The sequence below is a fragment of the Clostridium sp. HBUAS56010 genome (genome assembly GCF_007115105.1).
In the GTDB taxonomy this organism is placed as follows: Bacteria; Bacillota; Clostridia; order Lachnospirales; family Lachnospiraceae; genus Lacrimispora.
In genome coordinates, this window is record NZ_SULJ01000005.1 from 41,390 (window position 1) to 65,324 (window position 23,935).

At 44.0% G+C, this 23,935-nt stretch carries 30 protein-coding genes; 1 reads left to right on the forward strand and 29 read right to left on the reverse strand.

The genetic code is table 11. The annotated features are described in order from the left end of the window. Positions 1–64: 64 nt before the first annotated feature. Positions 65–481 (reverse strand): phage holin family protein, encoded by a 417-nt coding sequence (locus FAY33_RS09610; RefSeq protein WP_143321016.1) that lies wholly within the window; start codon positions 479–481, stop codon positions 65–67. A 295-nt stretch (positions 482–776) separates the two neighbouring features. Here FAY33_RS09610 and FAY33_RS09615 point away from each other — a divergent pair, with 295 nt between their 5' ends. Beyond that, positions 777–1,889 carry an acyltransferase gene (locus tag FAY33_RS09615; protein ID WP_143321017.1) on the forward strand — a complete coding sequence of 371 codons (1,113 nt, stop codon included), beginning with the start codon at positions 777–779 and terminating at the stop codon, positions 1,887–1,889. Positions 1,890–2,028: 139 nt separating this feature from the next. Here the strand turns inward: FAY33_RS09615 and FAY33_RS09620 are convergent, their stop codons facing one another. The 28 genes from FAY33_RS09620 to FAY33_RS09750 form a co-directional block, all read right to left on the reverse strand. Further along, the gene (locus FAY33_RS09620; protein WP_143321018.1) at positions 2,029–2,172 is read right to left on the reverse strand and encodes an XkdX family protein; all 144 of its coding nucleotides are present in this window, start codon (positions 2,170–2,172) and stop codon (positions 2,029–2,031) included. Next, entirely contained in the window at positions 2,165–2,626 is a 462-nt protein-coding gene (locus FAY33_RS09625) for a hypothetical protein (protein WP_143321019.1), read from the reverse strand. Before FAY33_RS09625 ends, FAY33_RS09620 begins: the two co-directional genes overlap by 8 nt. A gap of 13 nt (positions 2,627–2,639) precedes the next feature. After that, positions 2,640–4,238 (reverse strand): hypothetical protein, encoded by a 1,599-nt coding sequence (locus tag FAY33_RS09630; protein ID WP_143321020.1) that lies wholly within the window; start codon positions 4,236–4,238, stop codon positions 2,640–2,642. Between the two features lie 9 nt (positions 4,239–4,247). Further along, entirely contained in the window at positions 4,248–4,769 is a 522-nt protein-coding gene (locus FAY33_RS09635; protein ID WP_143321021.1) for a putative phage tail protein, read from the reverse strand. Continuing rightward, positions 4,759–5,907 (reverse strand): baseplate J/gp47 family protein, encoded by a 1,149-nt coding sequence (locus FAY33_RS09640; protein WP_143321022.1) that lies wholly within the window; start codon positions 5,905–5,907, stop codon positions 4,759–4,761. The genes FAY33_RS09635 and FAY33_RS09640 overlap by 11 nt, the downstream gene beginning before the upstream one ends. Further along, on the reverse strand, positions 5,904–6,308 hold the full coding sequence (locus FAY33_RS09645; protein WP_143321023.1) for a DUF2634 domain-containing protein: 405 nt from the start codon (positions 6,306–6,308) through the stop codon (positions 5,904–5,906). Before FAY33_RS09645 ends, FAY33_RS09640 begins: the two co-directional genes overlap by 4 nt. Before the next feature lie 8 nt (positions 6,309–6,316). After that, positions 6,317–6,610, reverse strand: a complete 294-nt coding sequence (locus FAY33_RS09650) for a DUF2577 family protein (protein WP_143321024.1) — start codon at positions 6,608–6,610, stop codon at positions 6,317–6,319. 9 nt (positions 6,611–6,619) lie between these two features. Beyond that, a complete protein-coding gene (locus FAY33_RS09655; protein ID WP_143321025.1) occupies positions 6,620–7,597 on the reverse strand; it encodes a hypothetical protein in 978 nt (325 codons plus the stop codon). Then, positions 7,594–8,319, reverse strand: coding sequence for a hypothetical protein (locus tag FAY33_RS09660; RefSeq protein ID WP_143321026.1), 726 nt, complete (start codon positions 8,317–8,319; stop codon positions 7,594–7,596). Before FAY33_RS09660 ends, FAY33_RS09655 begins: the two co-directional genes overlap by 4 nt. 8 nt (positions 8,320–8,327) lie before the next feature. After that, entirely contained in the window at positions 8,328–10,472 is a 2,145-nt protein-coding gene (locus FAY33_RS09665) for a tape measure protein (protein ID WP_143321027.1), read from the reverse strand. A gap of 159 nt (positions 10,473–10,631) precedes the next feature. Further along, positions 10,632–11,048, reverse strand: a complete 417-nt coding sequence (locus FAY33_RS09670; protein WP_143321028.1) for a hypothetical protein — start codon at positions 11,046–11,048, stop codon at positions 10,632–10,634. Positions 11,049–11,058: 10 nt separating this feature from the next. After that, positions 11,059–11,529, reverse strand: coding sequence for a phage tail tube protein (locus FAY33_RS09675; RefSeq protein ID WP_143321029.1), 471 nt, complete (start codon positions 11,527–11,529; stop codon positions 11,059–11,061). An 11-nt stretch (positions 11,530–11,540) separates the two neighbouring features. Beyond that, entirely contained in the window at positions 11,541–12,881 is a 1,341-nt protein-coding gene (locus tag FAY33_RS09680; RefSeq protein ID WP_143321030.1) for a phage tail sheath family protein, read from the reverse strand. After that, positions 12,882–13,055, reverse strand: a complete 174-nt coding sequence (locus FAY33_RS19375; RefSeq protein WP_185967562.1) for a hypothetical protein — start codon at positions 13,053–13,055, stop codon at positions 12,882–12,884. 1 nt (position 13,056) lies between these two features. Further along, positions 13,057–13,491 carry a DUF6838 family protein gene (locus FAY33_RS09685; RefSeq protein WP_143321031.1) on the reverse strand — a complete coding sequence of 145 codons (435 nt, stop codon included), beginning with the start codon at positions 13,489–13,491 and terminating at the stop codon, positions 13,057–13,059. Further along, positions 13,488–13,985: an HK97 gp10 family phage protein gene (locus FAY33_RS09690; RefSeq protein ID WP_143321032.1), complete on the reverse strand. Its 498-nt coding sequence runs from the start codon at positions 13,983–13,985 to the stop codon at positions 13,488–13,490. Before FAY33_RS09690 ends, FAY33_RS09685 begins: the two co-directional genes overlap by 4 nt. A gap of 13 nt (positions 13,986–13,998) precedes the next feature. Continuing rightward, positions 13,999–14,397 (reverse strand): hypothetical protein, encoded by a 399-nt coding sequence (locus FAY33_RS09695; RefSeq protein ID WP_143321033.1) that lies wholly within the window; start codon positions 14,395–14,397, stop codon positions 13,999–14,001. Then, a complete protein-coding gene (locus FAY33_RS09700; protein WP_143321034.1) occupies positions 14,387–14,899 on the reverse strand; it encodes a DUF4054 domain-containing protein in 513 nt (170 codons plus the stop codon). The genes FAY33_RS09695 and FAY33_RS09700 overlap by 11 nt, the downstream gene beginning before the upstream one ends. A gap of 12 nt (positions 14,900–14,911) precedes the next feature. Next, positions 14,912–15,145 carry a hypothetical protein gene (locus FAY33_RS09705; protein ID WP_143321035.1) on the reverse strand — a complete coding sequence of 78 codons (234 nt, stop codon included), beginning with the start codon at positions 15,143–15,145 and terminating at the stop codon, positions 14,912–14,914. Between the two features lie 11 nt (positions 15,146–15,156). Then, positions 15,157–16,197, reverse strand: coding sequence for a DUF2184 domain-containing protein (locus tag FAY33_RS09710; protein WP_143321036.1), 1,041 nt, complete (start codon positions 16,195–16,197; stop codon positions 15,157–15,159). Between the two features lie 15 nt (positions 16,198–16,212). Further along, positions 16,213–16,722, reverse strand: a complete 510-nt coding sequence (locus FAY33_RS09715) for a hypothetical protein (protein ID WP_143321037.1) — start codon at positions 16,720–16,722, stop codon at positions 16,213–16,215. After that, entirely contained in the window at positions 16,722–17,909 is a 1,188-nt protein-coding gene (locus FAY33_RS09720) for a DUF2213 domain-containing protein (RefSeq protein WP_143321038.1), read from the reverse strand. The genes FAY33_RS09715 and FAY33_RS09720 overlap by 1 nt, the downstream gene beginning before the upstream one ends. A 79-nt stretch (positions 17,910–17,988) precedes the next feature. Beyond that, the gene (locus tag FAY33_RS09725; RefSeq protein WP_143321039.1) at positions 17,989–18,237 is read right to left on the reverse strand and encodes a hypothetical protein; all 249 of its coding nucleotides are present in this window, start codon (positions 18,235–18,237) and stop codon (positions 17,989–17,991) included. Further along, positions 18,234–19,919: a phage minor capsid protein gene (locus tag FAY33_RS09730; RefSeq protein ID WP_143321040.1), complete on the reverse strand. Its 1,686-nt coding sequence runs from the start codon at positions 19,917–19,919 to the stop codon at positions 18,234–18,236. Before FAY33_RS09730 ends, FAY33_RS09725 begins: the two co-directional genes overlap by 4 nt. After that, entirely contained in the window at positions 19,919–21,352 is a 1,434-nt protein-coding gene (locus FAY33_RS09735) for a DUF1073 domain-containing protein (RefSeq protein WP_143321041.1), read from the reverse strand. The genes FAY33_RS09730 and FAY33_RS09735 overlap by 1 nt, the downstream gene beginning before the upstream one ends. Positions 21,353–21,495: 143 nt before the next feature. Next, positions 21,496–22,701 (reverse strand): PBSX family phage terminase large subunit, encoded by a 1,206-nt coding sequence (locus tag FAY33_RS19905; RefSeq protein WP_347562676.1) that lies wholly within the window; start codon positions 22,699–22,701, stop codon positions 21,496–21,498. Positions 22,702–22,801: 100 nt separating this feature from the next. Continuing rightward, a complete protein-coding gene (terS, locus tag FAY33_RS09745) occupies positions 22,802–23,512 on the reverse strand; it encodes a phage terminase small subunit (RefSeq protein ID WP_143321042.1) in 711 nt (236 codons plus the stop codon). 86 nt (positions 23,513–23,598) lie between these two features. Next, the gene (locus FAY33_RS09750; RefSeq protein WP_143321043.1) at positions 23,599–23,892 is read right to left on the reverse strand and encodes a hypothetical protein; all 294 of its coding nucleotides are present in this window, start codon (positions 23,890–23,892) and stop codon (positions 23,599–23,601) included. Between the last annotated feature and the right edge of the window lie 43 nt (positions 23,893–23,935).

Genomic DNA, 23,935 nt, shown 5'->3' on the forward strand with positions numbered 1-23,935 from the left:
ATTCCTCCAATCAAATAAGGACCCAGGATAATCCCAGGCCCGTGAGTTGCGATATCGCAACAAATTATTCAGTTGCTGCTTTCTTCTTCAGCACATCAATTGCCTTGGCGAGAATCCCCGGAAGTGGTATCCCCATTAACCCAGCATTTTCCACAATGGAGATTGTCTCATTAGCAATAAATCCGATAATTACCGCATCCCTTATGTAATTGGTGCCGATAACCAAGTCCAGACGGTAAGCTATTAGGACAAAGAAAAGTGACATACCCTTGCGGCACAATCCCTTAAAGCCAGCCTTTGACTCTAGGGCTCCCGTCTCCGTTTTGGTACTCTTCTTAAATACTCCGGCTACTGCCAGACCAGAGAAAAAATCAATTCCCATAAAGATAACTAAGGTTGCAATACCGGTATCCCAGCCCCCAAATAAAGATGCTATAAAACTACCAGCCACTCCTGCAGCCGTACATACTGTATTTTTCATTTTCATTTTCCTCACTCTTTCTTTAATTTTCTTTCAGCCGCTTCCGGGTCTTTGCCAGCCAGTAGTCCTGAACCTGCTCAATGGTTATAATGCTGCTTCTGCAACAGTCTCTTTTAAAATTAATTTGTCCATAAAATTGACTTCTTTTTAAGATTATTGATTATATGTATTAAAAGGAGCCTTTCAGCTCTGTATTTTAAGTTTCATATAATTAAATTAGTTATAATGTAAATATGGATTGAAAATTAATTTGTTTATGTTAATATTAAGAAATAAATTTACATAGGAGCGTACGATGGAAAATACAAATTCAAAAATTGGCTTTCAAAGATTAACTTGCTTAGACGGCTTAAGGGGGATAGTATGTTGTTGTGTTGCTTTCTTCTGGCATTATCAACATTTTTCACCAAGTAATTTCCCATTTTCTCATATAGCATATTGGCCCTACCACTACGGGTGGTTGGCCGTAGAATTTTTCTTTTTACTTTCAGGATATATCTTTTTTTATAAATATTCCAAACCTATTTCTGAAGGCACAATATCCTTTAGGAACTTTTTCATTCTGCGATTTAGTCGATTATACCCTTTACACTTTGTCACACTAACTGTAGTAATGCTATTTCAATGGTACAGAATATTTCAAGGAAAAGATTTTTTCATTTACTCCAATAATAATCTTTATCACTTTTTGTTAAATATTTTTTTCATACAGAACGGCTGGATTTATACTGATTGGTCATTTAATGCCCCGTCTTGGTCTGTATCAGTAGAATTATTAGCATATTTCCTATTTTACCAAATATTAAAAAATATTGGTAAAATAGGAAACAATGTTTATGCTGCTTTTATCGCTTTAATTTATTTAGGACTTATACTTCAGATTTTTTCCTTTAATGTTCCTTTATTTAATTCTCAAGTAGGAAGAATTATATTCTGCTTTTTTACGGGTTGCTTATTATCTAAGCTTCAAGGAATGATTCTAGCCAAACAAAAACAATTACTTTTTAGTTGCATTTGCGGAGCCATACTATTATTTCACTTTTCAGCAATATTAATATTTGGTTATGAATTTGCTATTGTCAAAATGCTTGGAAATTATTCAATAGTTTACAGTGTGCTATTTTTCCCTTGCATAATATTACTGGCTTTAAATTCAAGTGTAGTTAATAAAATACTATCATTAGCTCCATTTCGTTTTTTAGGTGATATATCGTATTCCATATATTTAATTCATTACCCAATTCAATTAGCACTAGTTACTATATTTCCTTTTTTTAATTATTCTGAGAGAAAAATATTTTTTGTTTATATAATCCTTGTTATTATATTTTCATCAATTTCATATTACTTTTTTGAAAAGAGATTGCAGACATATATTCGTTCAAAAGCTAAATTGACCAACACGTAATTATTTTCTTTCTTTAAGTTTTATTCATCACAAACGAAATTTAATAATATTTTAGAATTCCATTACAATTAAAAGCGAAAGAAATTTAAACTTGATCTTTCCGCTTTTAATTGTTTTTATTCGCTTCTTGAATATCCCCCTATACCTCACTTGCATACTCTTTCCCTGTGATCTCCCTGTACTCTTCCACCGTAATCCATTTACCTACTGCATCCCCCACCCAATTTAAGGACCATAACTCTGCTGTGTAAAAACTCTTTACCTTTTCAAAATTCTTACTCATGACCTACCTCCGTTTCAATTCCAGATATCATCTGTAAATAAGCTATTTGAGCATTCAGACTGGTGATCTGTTTCTGCTGCGCATTTACCTTATCTTCCAGCCTAGGAGTCCTGTACTCAACGATAACAACCTCGCCCACGATTTCTTTGTTTCTGGTTACGATATTCCCGTTTTCATCGGTTTCCCGTACTGATTCAATCCCAATTGGGAAAGAAGATTGTAAGGACATTTGACCAGTATACACTAGGTTGTCTTGTTTCCATTCTTCTACACCGTTCGCATCGTATTTTGTAACGGTAGTATTTTCGGAGAGATTTTTATGTATATCCGTCACCTCATTTGATCCGATGATGATAGCGACTTTAGAAGTATACCCGCTTAAATCATTTAGGCTGCAACTGCCGTTTGCGATATCGTAAGTTATGTTTCCTATTTTGATGCTTTCATTTTTCATGTTGTTCCTCCGCTTATGAGTTAGTTAAATAAGTGCAGTTAAAATACAATCTGCTTTCATTAAAATTACTTTTCATAGCAAAAACAATTTGCCCATTATATAACTGGCAATAATTAATATAATTATACATATGACAAGTAACTGCAACCGGACCTATAACTTCTTTTGGAAACCCATTTATTACATAGGACACTCCTGCATTTAAAAGTATTGTGGGATCTATTTTAATTTGTATTGTTACCATGGCACTACCACTGTACATGTTTCCATGCCGAACATATCCACCTTGAATTGTCCCCCAGGTACAAGATAATCCTGAGGAAATTACAGTTGAAATCTGCGTGCCGTTACCTTGAATAATATAACCGCCAGAGAGAGATTGCATATTTAATGTAGTACCCGCTGGTTGGCTTCCCTCGAGGCTTACTACACTACCGTAAGCAGCTGTTATACCTATCGTATTATTGATTGAACTAGCACTCCAATCATTTATACATACCTGACTATTATATGTTGCCATCAATGCCCAACCATAATTCGAAGCTCCACATTTTTCTACACGTGCAGAGCAGTTATCAAATTCAAATGCAGCATTACTAGGATTTGTTATAACTGCTTGACACCATCTAATTATCGCATTTGTGCAGTTGATTAGGTAAAAAGCTTTTCTTGTGGCTGCATTTGAATTAATGCCATTTAAAAAAAGTCTTGACGTGACATTGCGCCCACTAATACTATTTACATTACATACAGTATTTAATTCTGCAGGGCTAGATAAACTCGCAATAAATATTTCACCACTGCAAAATCCTACAATTTGAACATCTTCGTCATAAGTACCATCTGAAATAAATATGCTTGCTCGAAAATCACCAAGATTTTTCGGAAGCGTATCGATTGCGTGTTGAATGGTTTTGAATGGTTTCAATGAAGAACCATCACCGGTTGTATCACTTCCAGTAGTCGCAACATACACCGTCATATCTGTTTCAAGCGGTTTTATGTTTTTCATGAAAGTAATTATTTTCCCAAAAAAAGTCTTGACCTTTTCCCCTGCCGTTGGTATCGGATATTTTGAATCAATGGTTTCCAGATTGTCTATGACGGTTTCGGAAATATCCCCGCCAGTAGCGTCCACCCGTTCCAGCACGTCCTGTATCGTAGCAGTGCCGGAAGGATTTACCGTGATGTGAATTGTTTCTGCATCCTGTACCACGGACTGAATGTTATAAATATAGGCCGTAGCTGCTACTCCGCTATACTGAGGCATCTCATCCGGAGTCACGGCGGTAACGATACAAAAAAGGACCTCCTGGGTCCCGTCCATTGCATATAGTCCAATATTCTGTATGTAGTAGGTTGAAGTTACTTCTTCATTGCTGAAAAGCATCCTGGTCTGGATCATGTCTCCGCTTAAAACTTTTGTTTCAGGGGAAGTCATAATCTGTTTAATCCCCTGCATATCGGTCAACGCCTTTAAATCTGTGCCGCCAGGGTACTTATAATCTGAGGTCTTCGCCTTGGTTATACTTAATTGGATCTCTCCCACAATCGCCCTGGCAATCAGGCTTTCGCCTGCAGCCGTTATAATTGCTTTGTTATACTGTCCCATTCTGCCTCCTTATATTGTTGTTATCTTTGTGCTACTCATCGTCGTTCCAATATATAGACCACCTTTAATATACTTTTGTGCCTCCTGGCTTGCTATGATCCTGATATGAGCAGGGATAATATCCCACAAAAGATCATATAGGAGATTTAAAGCACCGTACCGATCAGATGTAACCTTGATGGTCAGCAAGCAGGTCTTACTATTAACTGAAAGAATGTAGCCATCTGATCCATAAAGTTCGGATAAACGATTTTTGAGGAATCCAATTGTAAACGGAACTACAGTATTGTATCTTTGCAGGATCCGGCTTTTTCTGTAGTCCAGCGTTTCGCCCTGGTAAGAGATTCCGAAACGCTTTTCATAAAGCGATATCGTGTTTTCATCTGCAGTCTGAATGAAACAGTTATTCCTAACGGATCGAATGCTGTTTTCCACTGCCTCCAGTTCCACTTCTTCCGTCTCCAGAAGTTGATTAAATTCAAGGATATCTTTAAACCACTCAGGAAGCATCATTTTTAAGTCAACCGCCATTTATAATCACCGTCCCCATAATTGGTACTTGCTGCACGGCAGAAGTCTCTACGCATACCACATCCGATGCAGATCCGTTAAGGGTTACATCTGTAACGTTGACGATCTCCGGAATCGTAAGAATCGCATAAATAATCCTGGATACATATACGGTTACTGAGTATTCAATTTTTTGGCTTTTGAGCATTGCTCCCCAGGACTGGCGAACGGATTCCAGATACTCTTCTATCTTTTCTTCGATCTGGCTTTTATAAGCCGTTTCCCCGTTTTGTATTCCGGAGATAAATTGAACAGTAAGCGAAATATCAAGTTGCAACTCTTCACCGGTCCCTATTGTGACCGCAGCTCCGATCGGGGCCAGACCGTACCCATTGGGTGAAGGTTCTGCCTCATCGTCTTCCGGGGGGCAGATCGTATTTTGTACCTCTTCAATTAGTGTGCTTCCTGCAGGCTTATAATTCCCATCAAGGATACTGCATAGCACAGTCCCCCCACCCTGCCAAGCAGGATAAATCTGTACGGCTCCCACACCATTGATGGCAAGAATCGCATTCCGGTAAGATGCAATATTACCACCGAAGGTGGGAACATCAAACGTAGCAAAGTACCGTTCTCGCAGGGAAGCGTCCGTTTCTTCTTCCGTTCCTCCGGAAAGGAGCTCCGTAAGCTGCGCAGATATAAGCCCGGTCACATAGTCAACGGCAACCAACTGCCCGGAATAATTATTTCCAATCTCTCCCACAGTTTCGCATTCCATTTTATATTCATACCCGGCTTCCGTCTGCTCCTTGAATTCAATTACTTTATAGGTCAGATATCCACTACCGGTAAGCGCCGAAAACCGGGAACCAATAGGAACCTGGATATTAAAGATACCTTTTTTTACTGCCTTGGTCGCTGTTTTTCTTTCCAGACCACGCTCGGCCACTAACATATCAAGCCAAGCTCCTCCGGCTGTTTCAGCATAAGCATTCTTTTGTACAGAATCCAGGTCCAGATACAAACCTTCCAGGTACCAGCTTTCAGGACCAAGCGCAGTCTGGACCATGGCCCCCTCTCTTTTATCTATTGTATCTGGTACCCGGTTTAACTGAGCCGCCAGTATATTTGCATATGTCTTATTACTAAAATCAATCAAATTTCCACCTCCCCCGGCACAGTGCCGTATACGGTCTTAATTTCAAAAGTACATTTCAGCATCCCCAGCATAGTGGTATCAAATACAAAGTTGCCTACCGATAGGAACCGCTTATCAACAGAAAAAGCCTCTTGAATACGCCTTTTCAACATACTTGCCACGTATTCCGGAGGCTTTCCAATTAATTTTTTTAATTCTCTGCCAAAATTGGAAGTATAAATTTGATTCTGATATCTCTCAGTATCCAGTATGATTTCCACAGCCTGTTTCATTGCCTCCAGACCGCCACCCACTTTTTTAATAGTGCCGGTGCTTTTATCCACCAGATAGGTTTCCGTAGGATACTCCTTACTCTCATTTTCATAAATAGCCGCTCCTGCTGAATCTGGCAATGTTGCCATCGTATCACCTACACTTTCGATATTGCGATATAATTCTGACCAGCGTTGGATTTCAACACCAGCACTTTATCCCCCGGCTTTATGCCTGGATTAATAATAACCAATTCCCCTTGTACTGTTACGGCACGGTACCGTAAAGCATCTGTTAAAGCTGCCACAGGCTCCGTTACCACCAACTGAGTAGCTTGTATCCTTAAAGTGAGAGGAGAAACCGACTCTACGGTTGCATAACCAGTATCCAGTAGGTCCATGGCTTTTACGGTATCGTTAATAATAGACTTAAGTCTTTCAATCAGTTCCATTTCTCCTCCTTAACTATTTATGATTTTTGCCTCCACGCTCATTGTGTGATCCCCATCTGAGAAGGTATGTTTTACCTGATCCAGAAGCAAATAGTATCCGTTTGAGAGTTCTGGAACATCCTTGATTTTAAACATTGCCATAGCACCAGCCTTAAGTCCTGGCACGCCTCCAACACCATTAACCGATATGGTTTTAAGCACCCGGTCATAGTAAGCCATCATGATGTTTCCTTGTTGGTTTATTTGTGCTTCATTTAGGTTTTCGTCTACCTTTTCATACTTCTGCAGGAGGCCCCACTTTTTTATAGTAGAAGTATCATTGAATATATAAGTATCCCCCTGGCCCGTTTCCTTGTTTGGCCGAACAAGTTTCACTTGATTATAGGTGTCCGAGTCTATATCCGACTTGTAAGAATAATCCGTTATAATGCTGCCGTTTCCAATGAGAATATCGGACATCATATTTTTAGATTCTCGCAGGCTCAGTTTTCCAAAATCATCATAGAATACAAAGGTTTTTCCGGTATTATACTGGGTCACTTGCAGACCGTATTCTATAATGTCCAAGCATTCCGTGTTTTCCTTTGTAAGAGTCGGTATAATATAACCGGTATCTTCCAGGTTTCCTGTCTGTAGCTGCATATCGGTGGCAATCTGTTGAATTATCTCACCCAGCCGCTTCCCTACAAAACTATAGCTCGCCTTTGCCTTTAAATATCGGAGCTGATCGTAAGCAGTTACTGAAACAGCACCCCACCGATCCTGCTCAATAACAAAAACAAATCCCAGAAAGATTTCTTTTCCTTCAACATAGAATTGAACCTTGGCGCCTTCTGTAAGATTGATGGGCTTTTCTTGCAAATAGGTAAATGTCAGCTTTCCTGCGCTGCCGTTCCTGTTTGTAGTGTAAGTGACTTTTTGGGTAACTGGAGCATAATCATACATCGTATTAGCTTCAGCGTTGAATATCAAAAGTTTATAACTCATCCCGTCACCTGCAGCTGATCTGCCTTAATCCAGCCGCGACTCCCACCTATTAAAATCGGATAGGCTCTGGAAGCGTCAGGAATAATCCTTGAAACCGTTGTTGTTAAGTTGTTTGCTGTGCCGGTGGGCTTATCTCCATAGCTGCTGCTGAAATACGTACCGTTTGCAATTACTGTGGCGCCCACACGCAATTCAGGGGCTGCTGACAGCGGCCTTGGTTGTTCGTCAACCTGAACGTTCCCGGTTGTCGACGCATCTGGCTGTGGAAGTATTACCTTGATCGGAGCATAGTTCCGGTATTCTTTGAATTTAATCTTATAATACACGTCGCCAGCTTCTCCGCCCTTTTCGGTTGTTTCAAAACTGTCTATCAGCGCACTGATATTTGTATCATACATGCGGCTGCCCCTGGCATCGTACCGACTTATCACAAGATCACATACTTCCTTGTTGTCCCTTGCGCCCAAGATTGCCTCAACATAATCCCCCGGTTCCGACCAGTCATGCCCATTAATGAGAGGGTCGTCGCTATCACCAGGGAAATAAGATTCCCAGGACACCTCCATTAAAGACGGCAGCCTGGGAACCACAATTTCTCCTATATCCAAGATATCGTATGTCTTATGGTCAGAAGGAAAAGAGACAGTATATTCTTTGGGATTGACCGGGAACCTTAAAGTATCTCCGCCTAAATCTACGAAAAATTTATATTTATTTTTCATGCTTCCTCCTATCCCGTAACAACATTACTGCTTGAAGCCTGCTGTGTACCCAACATATCACTTAAAGCATTGAGTAAGAAATCAGCGTCGGAGCCACTACTACCATAATTGTTCTGGTTTACGGTTGCATTGGTCTGTGGCACCGTAAGGTTTACCAAAGCCACATACTGCCGTTCTGACAAATCTCTAAGGAGCTTAATATTTTCATCTGCAATATTTACATCGTCTTCTATCTTGCCTACCTTACCCACTTTATCGACGTTACCTATATCACCCGCTCCCGCACCAAAAGAGCCACCAAGTCCTCCCAGTTTACCAGTCAAGTCATCAAGACTAAAATTCATGTTGTCCATTTTCTTGCCCAGGCCGGCTCCCAGTTCGCCACCTTTATCAGCTGTGGCACCGGTATCTAATTTGGTCATACGTTCAATTGTTACGGCCTGTTCACCAAAGGCATCATCTACCCAGCTGCTTAATTGGCTCCTAAATCCGGACACGGCACCCGCCATATTAGTTTTCAATACGGCGTCGATTGCGTCGGCCACGGTTTCTACTTCTCCCAATATTGTATCAAACAGCCCATGCAAGAGGTGCGCAATGGCAGAAGCCGGATCATCAAATACATTAGCGAAGAACTCTGCGAAAACAGCAATTAGATTCCACAGATCTGCTACGGAATTATAACCCACGGCATAAATAAATCCAAACACCGTACCTACAACTTGCCCCATTTGCTCAAACGATACGCCCGCCTGTGTAAGACCCAAAATTAACGCCCCCACTAAAACAGCAATTAAGACAAACGGCCATGCGGCACTTATCCAACCGGCTGCGGTTTGAAGTCCCGAAGCCAGACCCACGGCCCCCGCAACAGCCAAGGCGACTCCTATTCCTATCAAAAAGGGATATATATAATCCCAATTCTCGATCACAAAACTGGCCCCAGAAGCCAGCAGATCAATAGCAAAGGAGGCAACGTCTGCCAATATCTCTATGGCCCCGATAATCCCTTCAATTGCTTTTTGCCCAGTGTCACTGCTTAAAAACTCATTCATTTTGTCCAAAACATCATCCAAAGCATGGACCCCGGCATTTTTCATCATGTTCCAGGCATCAGCCCAAGTCATTGGTATACTTTCAAACTGCTCGTTAATCTTATCCGTGGCACTAAGCATTGCATTTTTTACGATGTCCGCAGTAATCAACCCATCCGCAGCCAATCCCCTGATCTCACCTATGGGCTTTCCAAGATAATCTGCGATGGTCTGTATTACGTTGGGCGCTGCCTCGAATACTGCATTTAGTTCTTCACCACGCAAGACTCCGGATCCTAATGCCTGGGTAAGCTGCAGGGAAGCGGAAGCGATTTCCTGTTGACTGGCACCAGCGATTTTAAACTGCTTATTAAGGTTTTCAGCGAAAGCCAGCACTTCATCACTTCCGGAAAAGGCGTCACCGGCTCTTTGTCCCAGCTTTGCAACAACATCCGCCGTATCAAGGTAACTGGTTCTACTTCTCTGGGCCGATAGATAAATCTTTTCCTGGAGCTGCTCTGTCTGTTGAAGGCTGTTGTTTATAGCCTCGTTTCCCTCTGCTCCCTGCGTAGGTGCTCCCGAACTAACGTCTTTTGCCTGGAACCCTTTATTCATTAAATTTAATCGGGCAGTTGTTTGAGTCATTTCATCAGATAACCCAAACAGCTCCTTTCCGATCGTAAAACCGGCAGCAACGGCGACAAGACTTTTTACAGTCGATAACAATTTATTTGCAGATACATCCGCCTGTTTAATTTTATTATTATGTCTGTCCTGCTGGTTGGTTACCTTCGTGGAGGAGGCTAATATTTTTTTCAGAGTCTCATTAATTTCATTCATTCCCTGAACAGCTACATATCGGGAATTGTCGCCCATTTCCCTGATTGTTGCATTAAGATGGTCCATTTGCGCGGCAGACTGAGCACCAGCCTGCCGCATGTTTGAAATAATTGCGCCTGCAGCTCCTCCGATAGACCGACGCATAGTCATTTCCGTTTTTGTAACGGATTGATCAATTCGTTGCATCTGGCCGACGGCAGAATTCCCAAGATCGAGGAACTTGGAAAAAGACGCACTAAACTGATCATTAAGTATAAATTCTTCTCTTATTTCTCCCACAGTTCCTCCTTTACCTCTTGGGCCGGCTGTTAATTTCTTTTACTGCCATTTGATACATCAATATTTTTTCCTGATCAGAAAGATCTACAATTTCACCGGGGAAGCGACCGTGATTGACAAACATATAGTAAGCCAGCATCGTGTCCATATCTTCCCCGTTTAGGAGTTTTTTGCATCTTCCAGTAACTCCCTCGGATCTCTGAGACCATTTAACTCCAAAATCGCCTCAGACAGACGATTATATTCTCCAATACTGAGCATCTGAGAAGGCACGTCCAAAGGGTCCTCTGTGCCGTAATACTTACACATTTCCTGAGCGCTAAAATCTGGCTCCTGAACGCAGGCAAGGAGTAGTCTCTTGGTGTACAAGATATTATCCAAACTTTCAACTGGGGCGCCCTTTACATTGGTTGTTTTTCTACTCATACGGGCCAGCTTTTCATTTTCTTTCTGGTTTATGGCTTTAATTATAAATGGCGCTGGATTCCCTTCATCATCTTTAAATCGATCTGATACAATAACCTTTTTTGTTACATCTGTTACTGGTGGCTGCAAAAATGCTTTTAATGCGCTCATAAAATCTCTCCTATTCTCCCAGCTGCGCCGGGGCTCCAAATGCGTTTAATATTTCCACGTTGGTAAAGCTAAATGAGACATCCATACTTAGGTAATCCGCGCTATCATCCAACATAGCAATCGGAAGTTTGCTCAGTTTTACGTTATAAAGCGCTACGGTCTGAGTCCCCACCGTCGTTCCCTGGTCATCATTTGTGATCTGAATTGTAAAATAGGGTAGCTTTCCGGTTTTTAAATATGTCTTTAACATATTAAGAAAATCCGGCGTCCCATAATAAATTGTAAAACTACCGGTCAGAGTCACGCCCTTAGTTTTTTTCTGCACCAGATTGGTGCCTACCACATTAAAATCTGCTTCCTGAAACTCGGCATCGGCCTGCATCTTCTTTAAGCCGAACATTTCCACGTTTCTGCCATCAATCACGGAAAAGGCCCTTCCAGCCTTTCCGTTTAGGGCGTCACCTTCAAGTAAAAAACCCATACTTTACCTCCTTATTTATCTGTAAGGGTTGCTGTGATGTAAATCTTTTCAACAGCTGCCACCGGCTGGATCGCAAGTGTTATCAAAACGGAATTAATGGCCTCTCCAGCTTCCACGATCACATCATCTGCAACAAAATTCTGAATGCCTCCGTTTGCCTGGATCTCATTCAAATACCCAACGATCCAAGCCTTAAGCAAATCCCGGCCAGGAGCATTGTTTTGAATCTTTCCTATGTAGTTCTGGGAAAAGTTCTTGTAAATATCATTTGCAATGGTATCCAAGGTCCGGATCACCTGATTTAGTCCAAATGCTTCGCCCTTATCTGGCGTGTAAGCAGTAAGGGTGTTGATATCAGATACTACCTTTACGCTGCCAAACTCTTCAAAAAATACGATCTGTCCTTTACTCAGCGCCTCATCAATCTCCGATGCGGTCAGTCGGGGGGAAACATTCACAGCATCCGGATATTGTGCATATACCAGGGACTCACTGTAATTTGCTCCTGCCTCCGCTCCTCCAACCCACCAAGTTGCTCGCTGCGCAGTCATGACAGTTCCATCTGACAGCTCCACTCCGTTTCTCACGGAAATTACGGCGTCAGAATTGCTTTCAACGCCCGCCATGACGGCCTGACACTTCTTGCCCAAGTTATCCCGCATTCGCTTAATGAAAGCCACATAAGCGGCCTGTACCGTGCTGTCCGTCCCGTCGTAGATCAGTATGTTAAAAGTGTAAGGTTCCAAAACTGTCAGGAACGCCGAATATGCTGCACTGCTCACGGTTCCGTCATTGCCACCAGATAGGGAAGTCCCCGCGCTGGCTGCTAAATCTCCGGTCCCTGAAAATACAACCCAGTCATTCTCCTGCAGATCTGCAACGGTCTTTCCGGTTTGGGTATGTTTCACAGCCCCATCAACAACGGTCTGTACTGTGAAGCTTCCTTCATTGTCAGGATCCGCAATAACAGTAATAGAAATATCATTTCCCCTTGTGCCGTTGTACTTAGCTGTGATTGTAAGCGGCTCAATGGTTGCGCTGGCCTTTGCTGCCCCTGTAGTTGCCGGACGATATAGCATAACCTTTACAGGCCCCTTTGTGTGTCCAGAGCCTTTAAAAATCTCCCTCAAAAATAGGGCTTTGTCATTGGTGGAGTCGTACCCAATATAAGGAGTAAAATCATCGCCCACTTGAATGGTCATAATCTCATTCTCTGGCCCCCAGGACAACGGCTCACAGATTGCAACCACGCCCCGATCTCCCACGCTGACAGCCTGCGCCATGCTTGACTTTACATTAATGTAAACACCGGGCTGCTTCTTGTTTTGACTGGTCCATGTTCCTCCGGCCATTTATGCTCCCTCCTTCTTATCAAAAAACTGATTTAATATTTTCTTTGCCTCTTCCAAGGTATACTCCGGATCCGGCAGCAACACCCTTGCAAAATCCTGTTGATAGCTTGCAAACCCTTTGCTCTTAAGCAGGGCTTCTGTTTTGTACTTAATTGGCTCTTTTTTAGTTGCCATACTAATTGATACCTCCTTTATAGGATTCCATGGACTCAATAGGCGGCGTATCATCCGGGTAGGATACTGTAGCCTTAATGGTAAACTGGTAATGTAGCTCTCCGTCGTCAATCTTCCATTCGCGGTCAAAAGTCCGTAACTTTCCAGCCTCATAGGAAATGAATTCCAGAGCATAGTCCAGCTGATCAGCAACAGACACCAGCTGATCATGTGCATCCGGATCGTTTCTTTCAACCAGATACACCACATCTATTCCGATGTTCCGCATATAACGGCGGTCCATCCGATTTTCTGTTTCGGTTGGCATGAAGAATATAAAAAAGCAAGGAACATCTGTCCCCTGCTGGTTTGGATTGCTATATACTGAAATATCCGGATAATTTTCCTTCAAAGCCCCGGCTATGGAGTCCAATAACTGCGCAAGCGTAAATATCATTTAAAATTCTCCTTTACCCGCTTATCAAGTTCCAGTCTCACAACATTTTTATATCTCCCTATACCTGCCTGCTTCATGTACTTTCCTTGCACGTAGGGGGTTTTTGTTCCAACCGTAATACCACCAAGACTGGGATCTACCTTTTCAAGTACGCCTCCGTTTACTATCAAGCCTGGAACAAAGTGTTCATCCATGCGATGGCCATCATTTACATAAGAAGCGTACTGCATGTTGTTTGCCAGGGAGGTCCGGACGTTTCCTCCAGACACAACCGGCTTTGTAATGCTGTCCAGCTCCCAGTGCTGGGCCAGATCTCCGGTTCGGGTGCCGGTTCCGAATATAGCTGATCCGTTTGGTGGAGTCAATTCCGTAGCCCGTTCTACGGCTGCAATCGTGGCCCCTTCCATAACCTCGGCCATGATTGCTGGTACGTTCTGCCCCTGCTTCCGGAGCTGCTCCATCCGCTTTCTGGTTGCCTGCCCAAAGGTTGACATTTCAGTTTCTCCCCTACTTAATTACTTCGTCCATTAACAGGACGGCTGCTTGATGCTCCAATCCGGAAAGCACTCCGCCAACCGGATCATAATAAGGCTGCGGAAGTCCTGCAAAGTAACGTTCCGGTTCCCGATTGCTCCCCAAACGCCCGCCCCTTACAATCATGAGCATATCCCCCGCTTTTAGATCCACCGACACATCACAGGCCACTTTATCCGTAGCTGTAGCCGTGGCAGCGGTGTCCTTCATGGAAGGGCCATTTCTTTTCGTACTGTATATTCTGCAAGGGATATCCTTGCCCACTTCCTCGCGCTTCTTCTTGTCAATGTTCCCATCTTTATAAGGGACATTTCTGGAGATGCTCATCGTATCTGTATACCAGTTTTCAAAGAGCGGATTGTCAAATAACATACATACCACCCATTCCGATCATGCGGGCCATGGTCACAAGCTGCTGGCCGTACTGGGTCGCATTCCAGGATCCCCACTTTGCGCTGGCTTCTGTGATGGCCTCATTATCATATCTGATTGTCGTATCTCCCATAGTAGCCTCTTTTACAAGCCCTGTCTGTTGACCAGTCGCGGCAGCTCTGGCCGGAGTAGCGGATCCATCGGAGTAGGTTTTTAGGTATAACGCGGAAAAGTGAGCCACATAAAGCCCGGCGGCGTATCTCCATATATCTCCGTACCGGCTGGGTAAAATACTGGCATTACTATTGTTGATGAATACCTGCAGCATGGAATCAGGAACCAGACTTACGATCTGGCTCTCTTCTTCCTCTTCCTGGCTGACCTGTTTTTTTTTGAACTGTGGAAAATCAGTCAAAAACATTTCCTTCGTGTAAGTTCCCAGTTCTCCCGGCTGCGGCATGTTGGCCGCTGCGGATATTAAACCATGAAACTGCTCATACATGCCGTATCCTCCTTATTCTTCCCGCTTATCAGCTGCATCCGCCTTTACTTCGGCTTCCGCATCTGCCTGCTCCAGTGCTTTATCTTTCTTGGCCTTAGGAGCGGCAATGGATCCATCTTTGATGGCGGAAAGCACTAACCAGTGCTTCGCTACCCATGCCGGAACCTCTCCAATATAATCACGAGGGATAAGAAATTTCTTCTCTCCCTCGCAGATCTCAAAGTTCTTTTTACTGTTTATAAACATAATCGCCCTCCTTAAATTCCATCAACGTAGCGCATAATATTTTCATAGAACATCTGTACTTCGGACAGGTTCGCCAGATATGCGGTATCATAGCAAAGGTTGGTTGCATTTGGCTGAGTCATGGCCCGGTTGAGCGGTGCCAGTTCATCCATAGCAATAAAGCGTTCCGCATTGATGTAAACAACCATTCGGTCAGTGCCGCCAGCTCCGGCTCCCTTGCACCAGGAGGCGCCGCCGATAAAAAGATCTGTCCCGTTCTGCTTGGAAACATTGTTTTCCAGCAGGAAGGTAAGAATCGTCTTTTCTGCCAACTCAGAAACCTTGGTTGTTGCAAGGTAGTTAAATTGCTCATAAGGCATTAGAATATGATTTGGAATAGCGCTTCTGTCATATTCTGCTGTTGCCCATACTGCCAAAATGGCGCTATTGATATCCTGCAAGATCTGATCCGGAGTTTTACTTTTAAATGATGTTGCACTGCCGGTTCCGGTAGACGCTGCGTTTGCGGTAGTTACGTTGGGATTATTAATAAGTCCGGTCGATCCATATTTTTTAATACCCACGTAAGCATTGGCATCCATGTGCTTATCATAAGTCATTCGAATACCGTCCCTTAAAATACTCTCATAGCTTCGCCCGGTCATGTTTCCACGCTGCATATCCACGAAACCAATTCTCATACCAACAGAAAAGATATGGGTCTTAAAAAGCTCCTTATCAAAATTAGCCTGAACCATTGGGACGCCGTTGGCTCCGCCTGCGTGCACCGGACCGTCCTCACTGCCACCGGCAACTCCGTATTCTACATTCATGGCGGAAACATATTCAGCCCAGCCACCGCCTACACGGACAGGAAGATCACGGCCATATGTAAAACTGGTAAGAGGCTGACGAATGGTATTATCTCTTTTTTCAAGTTCGGACTGCAGGAAAGCCCCACCATTTGCGATTGCTGCATCGTCCATAACCTGGTACCTTTGGGGAGCCGCAGCCCCGGTTGATGGAGCATTCACCACGCCCGCATCAAATGTTCCCATATTCTTATATTTCATGTTTAACTTTCCTCCTTATGCTCTGTTGCAGGATAAAATCCTGATTTCTGCTACGCCATTGGCATCTTTTTCCCCGTGCCACTCGCAATTAGTCAGCGCCACTGTTTTTCCAGTATCCTCGGCGGCTTCAAATCCACCAACTACACCAGTAGGAAAACTTGCATTTTTTTCTGTTCGGACATATACTTTTCCGCCCAGTTTCGGGCTACCTACGTTGCAAAGCACATTAATGCATCCGCGCTTAAAAGTACTGGTTGCCTCTGCTGGCTCATACTGTCCCGCTGACTGGGATAAATAAGACGTTGCAGACTTAAACTCTCTGGAAGCCACGCCTACAAAGTCTACGGCAGTATTGCTGGCCCCAAAAGCTACCACATTGCTATCATTGTCATAGACCAGGGGGGTGCCAAACTTTACGGCAACATCACCGCCAAGCGGGTGAGTGTCGATAATCATATCCGGCTGCCTGGAATAATCTCCCGCATATCCGTGTGTCATGTTTTTTCCAATAACCTGTCCTCTCATTATTTCTTACCTCCATTTTTGTGTGGGTTCATAGCATCATAAGCAGACTGGCAAGCGTCCAGATCAATGCCTGTCTGTTTATCCGTCAGTCTGGCTGCATTCTTCTGGGTAGCCGCTGCGATCTTTGCGATATCGCTCACGGCGCTGCCATCTGACAAGCAGGCGATTAGGGAATCCGTAACAGCCTTTTTGTCCGCTGAATCTTTGATTCCTGCAATCACCGGGCGAAGCTGCTTAATCACCTCTGCCATGATAGCTTTATCCGCTGTGCCGGTAGCCTTGTCAAGTTCCTCGGCAGGGACAACCTTTGCTTCTGCGCTGGAGGCCGCCGGTTCCTCTTTTTCTCCCGTCAGGGATTTAATCAGACCGTCCAGCGGGTCCTGATCTGCTTCTGGTTCTTTCTTTGCAGACAGCAATTCAATAAGTTTATCCAATTTCGCATCTATACTGGAAGAATCTTTCGTATCTTCTTTTGCAGGAGGCACTGCAGGTTCTGTTTTCTTTGGATCCTCTCCCAATGCCTCCGCTGCATCATCTGCCATAGTTTCAAGTTCTTCTGGTGACGCATCTTTTGCTGCCTGCGCAAATAACTTAAAAAACAAACTATTCTTTTTCATATTACCTTTCCTTTCCGGGCGTTTAGCCGACTCTACATTCTTTTTTGAATCTAAAATTGCAACATTTTTTCCGGCCCGGCCCCGTGTCACCACGGCCACATGATTTCCCCGGATATCGTGTTGCGAATAGGTTCCATCTCCATTGTCTGACCAGACGCAGTCATAACCACAGCTGATCTCCCGTTTCCCTTCCTGCACCTCCCGGATCAAAGTTTCATCTTGGATGTGCAAGTCGGCCACCATGTGCCCTTCCCACTCTCCCACGCCCTTTCTTACATTCTGAGCGTGCCCCTTTGCATAAAGACTGTATGTTTCTGGCGTCAGTAGCTCTGGGGGGTGTTCGTTGGTCACAGGCTTTCCTTCAAAGCTGGACAACGCCGCTTCGGAAAATACTTCTTCCGGAGAGCGCAGCACCTTAACCATCTTGGCGGAGCTGCCAGCCGGGTTTATTTCACTTTCCAGGTAGTCCATGCTACCAGTACGGGCGATAGGCACATTCCTACAAATTAAAAAGCCCTCGCCAGTTTCTATCTGGTTCGGGCTTATGGTATATCCGTAATATGCAAGCATTCGGTTTCCTTTCTGTTGCGACCGTCGCAACGATTTAGGGTACAAAAATACCACCAGCCATTTTTCTGACCGATGGTATCTATAATTTTGCTATAATCTTTTCTGCTTCCTTCTGGCTGATTTCCTCCACAAGTTCCATGATGCTTGTATTTCCAGTCTTATATGGTGATTTCGCTGGCTCTGATTCATCAAATCCCATGATTCTATCCATTAAGACATTATCATTATCCACGACCCAGCCTTTGCCCGGCTTATACAAATAGGGGACATAATCTTCTTCCTTCCCCAACAGATCCAAATCATTGATGCGATAATATGTCACACTCATTTATTTTTCACCTCTTCGATATTTGCTGGTATCTCCATGCCTCGTGACTGCTCCATCATCTTTCTTCTAAGTGCAATAGCTTCCGGAGAAGAAGCACTTAACAGCCTCCACGCTTCATAATCCTTGTGCATTCGATCCTTTACGCCGTAGCTTTCAGGAGTGTGGAATTGCACCTCAAAGTCTTGATACCCCTTACCTTTCGGATCTTGCAGCCTAAACGTACAATTAATGCCGTTATAAGGATTCCCTTTATTGTGCCAGAAATTCTTTACCTTTACAAGTTCATATCCTTTTCCCTGCAATGCTCCCGTAATATTCTTATATGAATTTACAAGGGTTAAGGGATTGTCCTGGTAAGTATAACGTATCACATCATTGGTGGAGGTAATTGTATCCTTTATCCTTTGAGGATCAAGGCTGTGTTCGCTTTCCGTCCCTACTTTTCGCAGGAAAGAATCTTTTGCTTTTAACCGGTATTCCAAGCCCGACATAGGTACTCCGGTATTCTTGGATATCTGTGTCAGATCAGCAGTGATGGCCGGCTCTTTAACAATAATCTTGTTGTATGCATTGGTCTTACGGTAAAGCACCTGCGCACTCTTCCAGCCCTCACCATCATTATACTTCAGTTCGCGGAATTTTTCAAAGTTTTTCGGTACATCATTTCCAAGTAACGCCCGGTATCGTTCATGCTGCTTGTAATCACTAAGGAGCTTCTGCCGGTTGCGGATCTTCTCTTTATAGGCAGCGATCTGCTTCTTGCTTCTGGGATCCACTGTAACAGGGTTTTTACTGAAGTTTGAAAAGTCCTTATCTCTCTGGATCTGGGCCTCGCTCTTACCGATGGTAGTATACTTGACCAGAGCATGAAGACAGTTCGGGTGGATATTCAAGTATGTATTGCTCAAGTCATTGCTACCGTTAGGATCAATCTTGCCGAAAGCAGACGCCAACGGAGGATAATCCGGGTTTGTTCCTGATCTGCTATAAACCCGCCCTTCCAACGGTGCGCATATTGGACAGGTACTGCCGATCTTAACAATACGGTATAGATCGTGGTCTGGATCTGCTGTTAATATGGCAGATACTTCGGCCTGTCTGGCCGTTGCCCTGGTAGCCATGTTACAGTAATCCTGTAAGCCCCAATTACGCCCGGCCTTATCTGTAAAGGCTGTTATTTCTGCGGAACGTAACTCCTTCGCCATACTGACTGCAGCTTTGCCTGATCCATACCCCGCGGCCCTTGCCTCGGCCACTGACGTTAAAGCTGCTTCTCTTATCTTGTCAGCCTCTCGCCTGCCAACTTGAAACGCTTCTTCGATGTTCTTCTGAGAAGTGACGGAAGCCTCCACAATATCGCCCAGAAGATTGTTTGAAAGTTGCTGGACGATTCCAAGCTGAGAAGCACTAAGCCCGGCAGCATTCTTGTATCCATTGGCTGCCGCTTCGGACTTATAAAATATCTTCTCAATCATAACCGGAACATAGTTCCAGCTTTCGTCCACCATCTCCTGCAGGATCTTCTGAGTACGGTTCAAAGCCGCAACTTCTGCATAATCAACATATTCTTGACTGCGCTTCCGGTTGATTTCTGCGATCAATTGCTGTTCTGTTTTCAGGAAAAGCATCCGGAGGTAAGTGGTTTCATCTTTGCTATCAGGCGGCCTGATCATTTGTGGCATTACTCTTCCTCCTCCTCAAATGTCTGGGGAAGCGTAAGCCCGGCCAACGAATCCCCCATAACCTTGTAATCGGAATAGGTCTTACCTTTGGCAGCCTTAATGGCTTCATCGGAAATGGTACTGTACATACCGGTTTCATCGGCCAGGGCCTTAAGCTCCTTCTGAGCGGTGGCAGCGTCAATCAGATCGCTTTGATATACCGTCACAACCGCCTGGGACTTCTTCTCCACGATATCTGCAATCTCACTGGAATCCGGCGTCTGCAATGGTGGAAAGTCAATGTCCAGATCATCAGGGACAGCGCCCCAAGCTGACAGCAACATAACTGGAAGAATCTTTTCAAGCAATGGCCGGAACTGGTTTTCTCTTAGCCCGTCGATGTAGTCATAATAGTTGTTCATGTCGCTTTCACCTGTAGAATTCATACCTGCGGGCGAACGTCCGAACAGCTTGGTCACTGGCGTTCTGGCGGCTCCGGCAACGTCCATCATGACCCGGTCGTAAACATCAGCCAATCCGGTGAAAGTGTACTGTGTATTGTGCATGACATCACCTTTATTGATGAGACGCATACCGAAATTACTTTCCAGCACACTCTGAGCCTGTAAGGTCTGCCAGAAACGGCGCTGGGCCTCTGCATTATTAACAGCAAGCATCTGATCCATGGAATCCGTCTCCATGGTGTTTACATTTGCCCGAAACGTCAACGCCGCTATATTGGAAGAAACATTATCCCTTTTTACTACTTCACTGTATATGGCTTCAATTTCTGACTCGCCCCAATACTGCTCTGCTATCCTCTCGTTATAAGGCAGCTCTCTTCCTGAAAATCGTATCACCCAGCTATGATGAACCTGAGACACTAAAGCTCCACTTTCTTCGTCCCTGATCGTGTAATAAGCAGGGAATCCAAAGTCAGGATCGGACGGATCTGTAACGATCCCCATCTCCGGATAGATACCGCTCCACCGATCAAGTATCTGTAATCCCAGGAATGTCCCAGGGAGAATCAAGTCATAGTCCAGAGGCTTTGATAGATCGTCCTGGCCCTTTACCATGATGATTGCGGCAGCTCCACCATAAAGCCTGCCCCAGTACATTCCTTCAAGGATTGACTTTCTTAAGTGCGTCTTCCTTTCCAGGCGTTGTAGGGCGTCGATTCGCTCCGGTGCTACGTTACTCTTTACTGTGTACCACTTGCGGACCATATCCTCCGGAATCGTCGATATGATATTCTGTACGATCCAGTTATCCCGGTAAAGGCTTGTAAGTAGTTGGTAGTTCTGAGTCATGCGGGTAAGCGGGTACTGCGTCGCCTGTAAAAGATCCTGCGTCCCGTAGCCCAGCCTTGCGATCGGGTTTGAAAAGGCATCGTTTACAGGTGCTTTATTATCCGCCCGTATCTGCGGGCGGTTTCGTTTCGGTCTTGCCATAAGTTCCTCCTACGATCTTGTAATAGATACCGCTGCTATCATTGTTAATATGGTGAAGTACAATCCATACACAGCGTCACCTTGATTGAATTCGCATAAAGCAAAAAATGCACAAAGAATAAACCAAATAGGTGCAAATAATCTCATTGAACATTCCTCCTCCATTTCGGTAATTTTGTCATGCAATAGTATCGCAGGGCATCAGGACCGTGATCTCTCTGTTTAATCGGTTTTTCTTCTCCATTCAGCGCCGCTTTTGCGTCCCAAATATAAGATTGCAGTTCTGCAATTAATCCTAAGCACCGTTCATGTATTCTCAATTTTCCTGATTGAAATAAAGAAGCAACTACACGGATTCCGTCAAGCACTTCGTTATCAGCAGGTTTTACAATGTATCCTCGTCCTCTCAGTTCTGTAATGAAACTGGCTGCCGAGGGATCCGCCACAATGTCGCACTGCAGATCAGGGTTATCCCCCATGAAGGAAACCATATCATTGCCGTACTGACTGTCTGTTTTCTGTATCTGCTCCACTCGACTGTCCCACCGGTATTCCCGATCCACCCAGATAGTATCCCCATCGTCGTAGATGTCCAGATATACGCAGGGGTTTGTTGTACCGTAATCCAGCGCAATGGTACGGGTGGACAGATATTCAAGCCCTTTGGGACGTGTCTCATCGTTGTAAACATTCCGGACTGAATTGAAAACAGTGTAAATAAGACCCTCTACTACAAGTCTCATTCCCTTGATATCTCGCTGGTACCATATACTCTTTTCATCGTACCGACTTTCAATCGCTCGTAGGCGTTCTTCGGTGATATTGATATTATCGTAAATGGTACAATGCATGTAATTGTATCCACCTGGAAACTTTCCAGACTCTTCTTGCGCCTGATATTTGTCAATATATTCTTTGTAGATAGGCGCGTTTGGATTGTCAGGGTTTAAATCCCAGAATACCTTTAAACGTTTGGCCGCAAGCTGCCGGTTAAATGCCTCCTTGATTGTATTGTCATGGTGGAGGTTTACCTCAGTAGCAATCCACATCCCATAAGAGTTACCTCGAATCTTTTTAAAACTGTCTTCCTTGGCTGCTCCTGAAAAAATGATGATCTTCTGCTTTCCTTTAGTATCCGGCCCCTTGACAAACAATGCTTCGTTATCCTTATACTTCCCCCAGTGGCATTGTCCACGAAAGATCCATTCAAGCCCGAAGCCGTTCGCATCACCGATATTTAACTTAGCATTACCTACCGTGGAACCAGTAGCCAAATGAATACGGTCCGGTGTGGTCTTAAGTTCGTGAGCAAAGGCAAATACGTTGTCAACCGTTTTACCCGCACGCACGGCCCCCTCAGCTACGTTATAGGCAGACTTAGCACATCTACGTATATAATCCTTATGTTTTTCAGAAAAGTTGAAAGGGATCGTTTTCTTTCGGACATATCTATTCACTGCCATAGATATCACCCTCTATCTCTTCGATATCCTCTATTTCACTGTTGTTACCCGTCAGCTTATCCGTCTGAGCCTTAATCTGAGCTATCCGGGCTTTCTGCTCCTCGCTTGCGATCTCCCAATCCTTATGTAACATCTCATCATACTGTTTGATCATAGACCGAAGCTCTGACTGCGCTCGGGCCTGTGCTTGCATGAAACTTGCCTGCTTATCCCAGGCTTGCTGCACTTCCCATTTCTCCCCGAACACATTGCCGTCTTTTCTTTCGATACGTTCAATGGTCTTATCCTCTTGATCTTTCACATACATAATCTGCTGAGCCCGGATAATGGCAGCATAGGCAATCTGGATCTGATCCCAGAGGATATCCAAGGGATTGATAGTCATGTTGTTTACGATCTCTAGAGTTTCAGGAGGGAGGTACTTAGAAAACAAACCGTGCTTTTCCGCATTCCTGTTGTTTTCCGGTGCTGCCCCTCCCTTATTTCCAACAGCATTTTTATTGCCCCTTGGGGGCCCTTTCTTATGCGAACGTTCGCTTTTCTTATCCGAACGTTCGCTTTCCCACTTGTGAGTTGATTTCCAACGGCGGACCGTCCCCTCCGGGAGATTTAGTTGACTTGCAATTTCAACCAATTTCAAACCTTTCAGGTACATGGCCTTTGCCTGCTCTATTCTTTCATCTGGCGCTCTGGCCATGCTTCTTCACCTCGCTTATGTTTGTTTTGGGTATTAAAAAAGAGACACCTGGGTGGGTGCCTCTTAATAAACTGCTATTGCGATGTTTATACATTTCTGGCTTTCATGTAATCTAATTGATACGTTAGCGCTGCTATTTTTTCTCTGGTTTCCTTAATTTTACCTTCAAGATTTATAATGTTTTGCTCGGCTTCTTCGATTCCTGAAACTATATATTTATTATTCCCCATGCTAACATCAAACGCATCGTTTCTTAAATCATATAACATTGCTCTTCTTGCCTTTTCTAAATCAAGCTCATCTATTGCCTCTTTTAATGTATCTGACTCATCTTCGCGTTGGCTTGTAATTCTTCTTAATAGCACCTTTAAATCTAACATATACAGTCCTCCTTGGTATTTTCTTTCATCATACCATTGGCAA

What these genes read in the sequence shown, in the direction of transcription:
- FAY33_RS09675 (WP_143321029.1), bottom strand. Translation starts at nt 11,529, where the DNA reads ATGGGTTTTTTACTTGAAGGTGACGCCCTAAACGGAAAGGCTGGAAGG.
- FAY33_RS09710 (WP_143321036.1), bottom strand. Translation starts at nt 16,197, where the DNA reads ATGAAATATAAGAATATGGGAACATTTGATGCGGGCGTGGTGAATGCT.
- FAY33_RS09650 (WP_143321024.1), bottom strand. Translation starts at nt 6,610, where the DNA reads ATGGAACTGATTGAAAGACTTAAGTCTATTATTAACGATACCGTAAAA.
- FAY33_RS09725 (WP_143321039.1), bottom strand. Translation starts at nt 18,237, where the DNA reads ATGAGTGTGACATATTATCGCATCAATGATTTGGATCTGTTGGGGAAG.
- FAY33_RS09635 (WP_143321021.1), bottom strand. Translation starts at nt 4,769, where the DNA reads ATGGCGGTTGACTTAAAAATGATGCTTCCTGAGTGGTTTAAAGATATC.
- FAY33_RS09610 (WP_143321016.1), bottom strand. Translation starts at nt 481, where the DNA reads ATGAAAAATACAGTATGTACGGCTGCAGGAGTGGCTGGTAGTTTTATA.
- FAY33_RS09695 (WP_143321033.1), bottom strand. Translation starts at nt 14,397, where the DNA reads ATGTTATTTGACAATCCGCTCTTTGAAAACTGGTATACAGATACGATG.
- FAY33_RS09705 (WP_143321035.1), bottom strand. Translation starts at nt 15,145, where the DNA reads ATGTTTATAAACAGTAAAAAGAACTTTGAGATCTGCGAGGGAGAGAAG.
- FAY33_RS19375 (WP_185967562.1), bottom strand. Translation starts at nt 13,055, where the DNA reads ATGGCAACTAAAAAAGAGCCAATTAAGTACAAAACAGAAGCCCTGCTT.
- FAY33_RS09615 (WP_143321017.1), top strand. Translation starts at nt 777, where the DNA reads ATGGAAAATACAAATTCAAAAATTGGCTTTCAAAGATTAACTTGCTTA.
- FAY33_RS09715 (WP_143321037.1), bottom strand. Translation starts at nt 16,722, where the DNA reads ATGAGAGGACAGGTTATTGGAAAAAACATGACACACGGATATGCGGGA.
- FAY33_RS09700 (WP_143321034.1), bottom strand. Translation starts at nt 14,899, where the DNA reads ATGTATGAGCAGTTTCATGGTTTAATATCCGCAGCGGCCAACATGCCG.
- FAY33_RS09685 (WP_143321031.1), bottom strand. Translation starts at nt 13,491, where the DNA reads ATGATATTTACGCTTGCGCAGTTATTGGACTCCATAGCCGGGGCTTTG.
- FAY33_RS09750 (WP_143321043.1), bottom strand. Translation starts at nt 23,892, where the DNA reads ATGTTAGATTTAAAGGTGCTATTAAGAAGAATTACAAGCCAACGCGAA.
- FAY33_RS09660 (WP_143321026.1), bottom strand. Translation starts at nt 8,319, where the DNA reads ATGAAAAATAAATATAAATTTTTCGTAGATTTAGGCGGAGATACTTTA.
- FAY33_RS09690 (WP_143321032.1), bottom strand. Translation starts at nt 13,985, where the DNA reads ATGTCAACCTTTGGGCAGGCAACCAGAAAGCGGATGGAGCAGCTCCGG.
- FAY33_RS09730 (WP_143321040.1), bottom strand. Translation starts at nt 19,919, where the DNA reads ATGCCACAAATGATCAGGCCGCCTGATAGCAAAGATGAAACCACTTAC.
- FAY33_RS09680 (WP_143321030.1), bottom strand. Translation starts at nt 12,881, where the DNA reads ATGGCCGGAGGAACATGGACCAGTCAAAACAAGAAGCAGCCCGGTGTT.
- FAY33_RS09655 (WP_143321025.1), bottom strand. Translation starts at nt 7,597, where the DNA reads ATGAGTTATAAACTTTTGATATTCAACGCTGAAGCTAATACGATGTAT.
- FAY33_RS09720 (WP_143321038.1), bottom strand. Translation starts at nt 17,909, where the DNA reads ATGCTTGCATATTACGGATATACCATAAGCCCGAACCAGATAGAAACT.
- FAY33_RS09620 (WP_143321018.1), bottom strand. Translation starts at nt 2,172, where the DNA reads ATGAGTAAGAATTTTGAAAAGGTAAAGAGTTTTTACACAGCAGAGTTA.
- terS (WP_143321042.1), bottom strand. Translation starts at nt 23,512, where the DNA reads ATGGCCAGAGCGCCAGATGAAAGAATAGAGCAGGCAAAGGCCATGTAC.
- FAY33_RS09630 (WP_143321020.1), bottom strand. Translation starts at nt 4,238, where the DNA reads ATGGGACAGTATAACAAAGCAATTATAACGGCTGCAGGCGAAAGCCTG.
- FAY33_RS09670 (WP_143321028.1), bottom strand. Translation starts at nt 11,048, where the DNA reads ATGAGCGCATTAAAAGCATTTTTGCAGCCACCAGTAACAGATGTAACA.
- FAY33_RS09645 (WP_143321023.1), bottom strand. Translation starts at nt 6,308, where the DNA reads ATGGCAACATTGCCAGATTCAGCAGGAGCGGCTATTTATGAAAATGAG.
- FAY33_RS09735 (WP_143321041.1), bottom strand. Translation starts at nt 21,352, where the DNA reads ATGGCAAGACCGAAACGAAACCGCCCGCAGATACGGGCGGATAATAAA.
- FAY33_RS09625 (WP_143321019.1), bottom strand. Translation starts at nt 2,626, where the DNA reads ATGAAAAATGAAAGCATCAAAATAGGAAACATAACTTACGATATCGCA.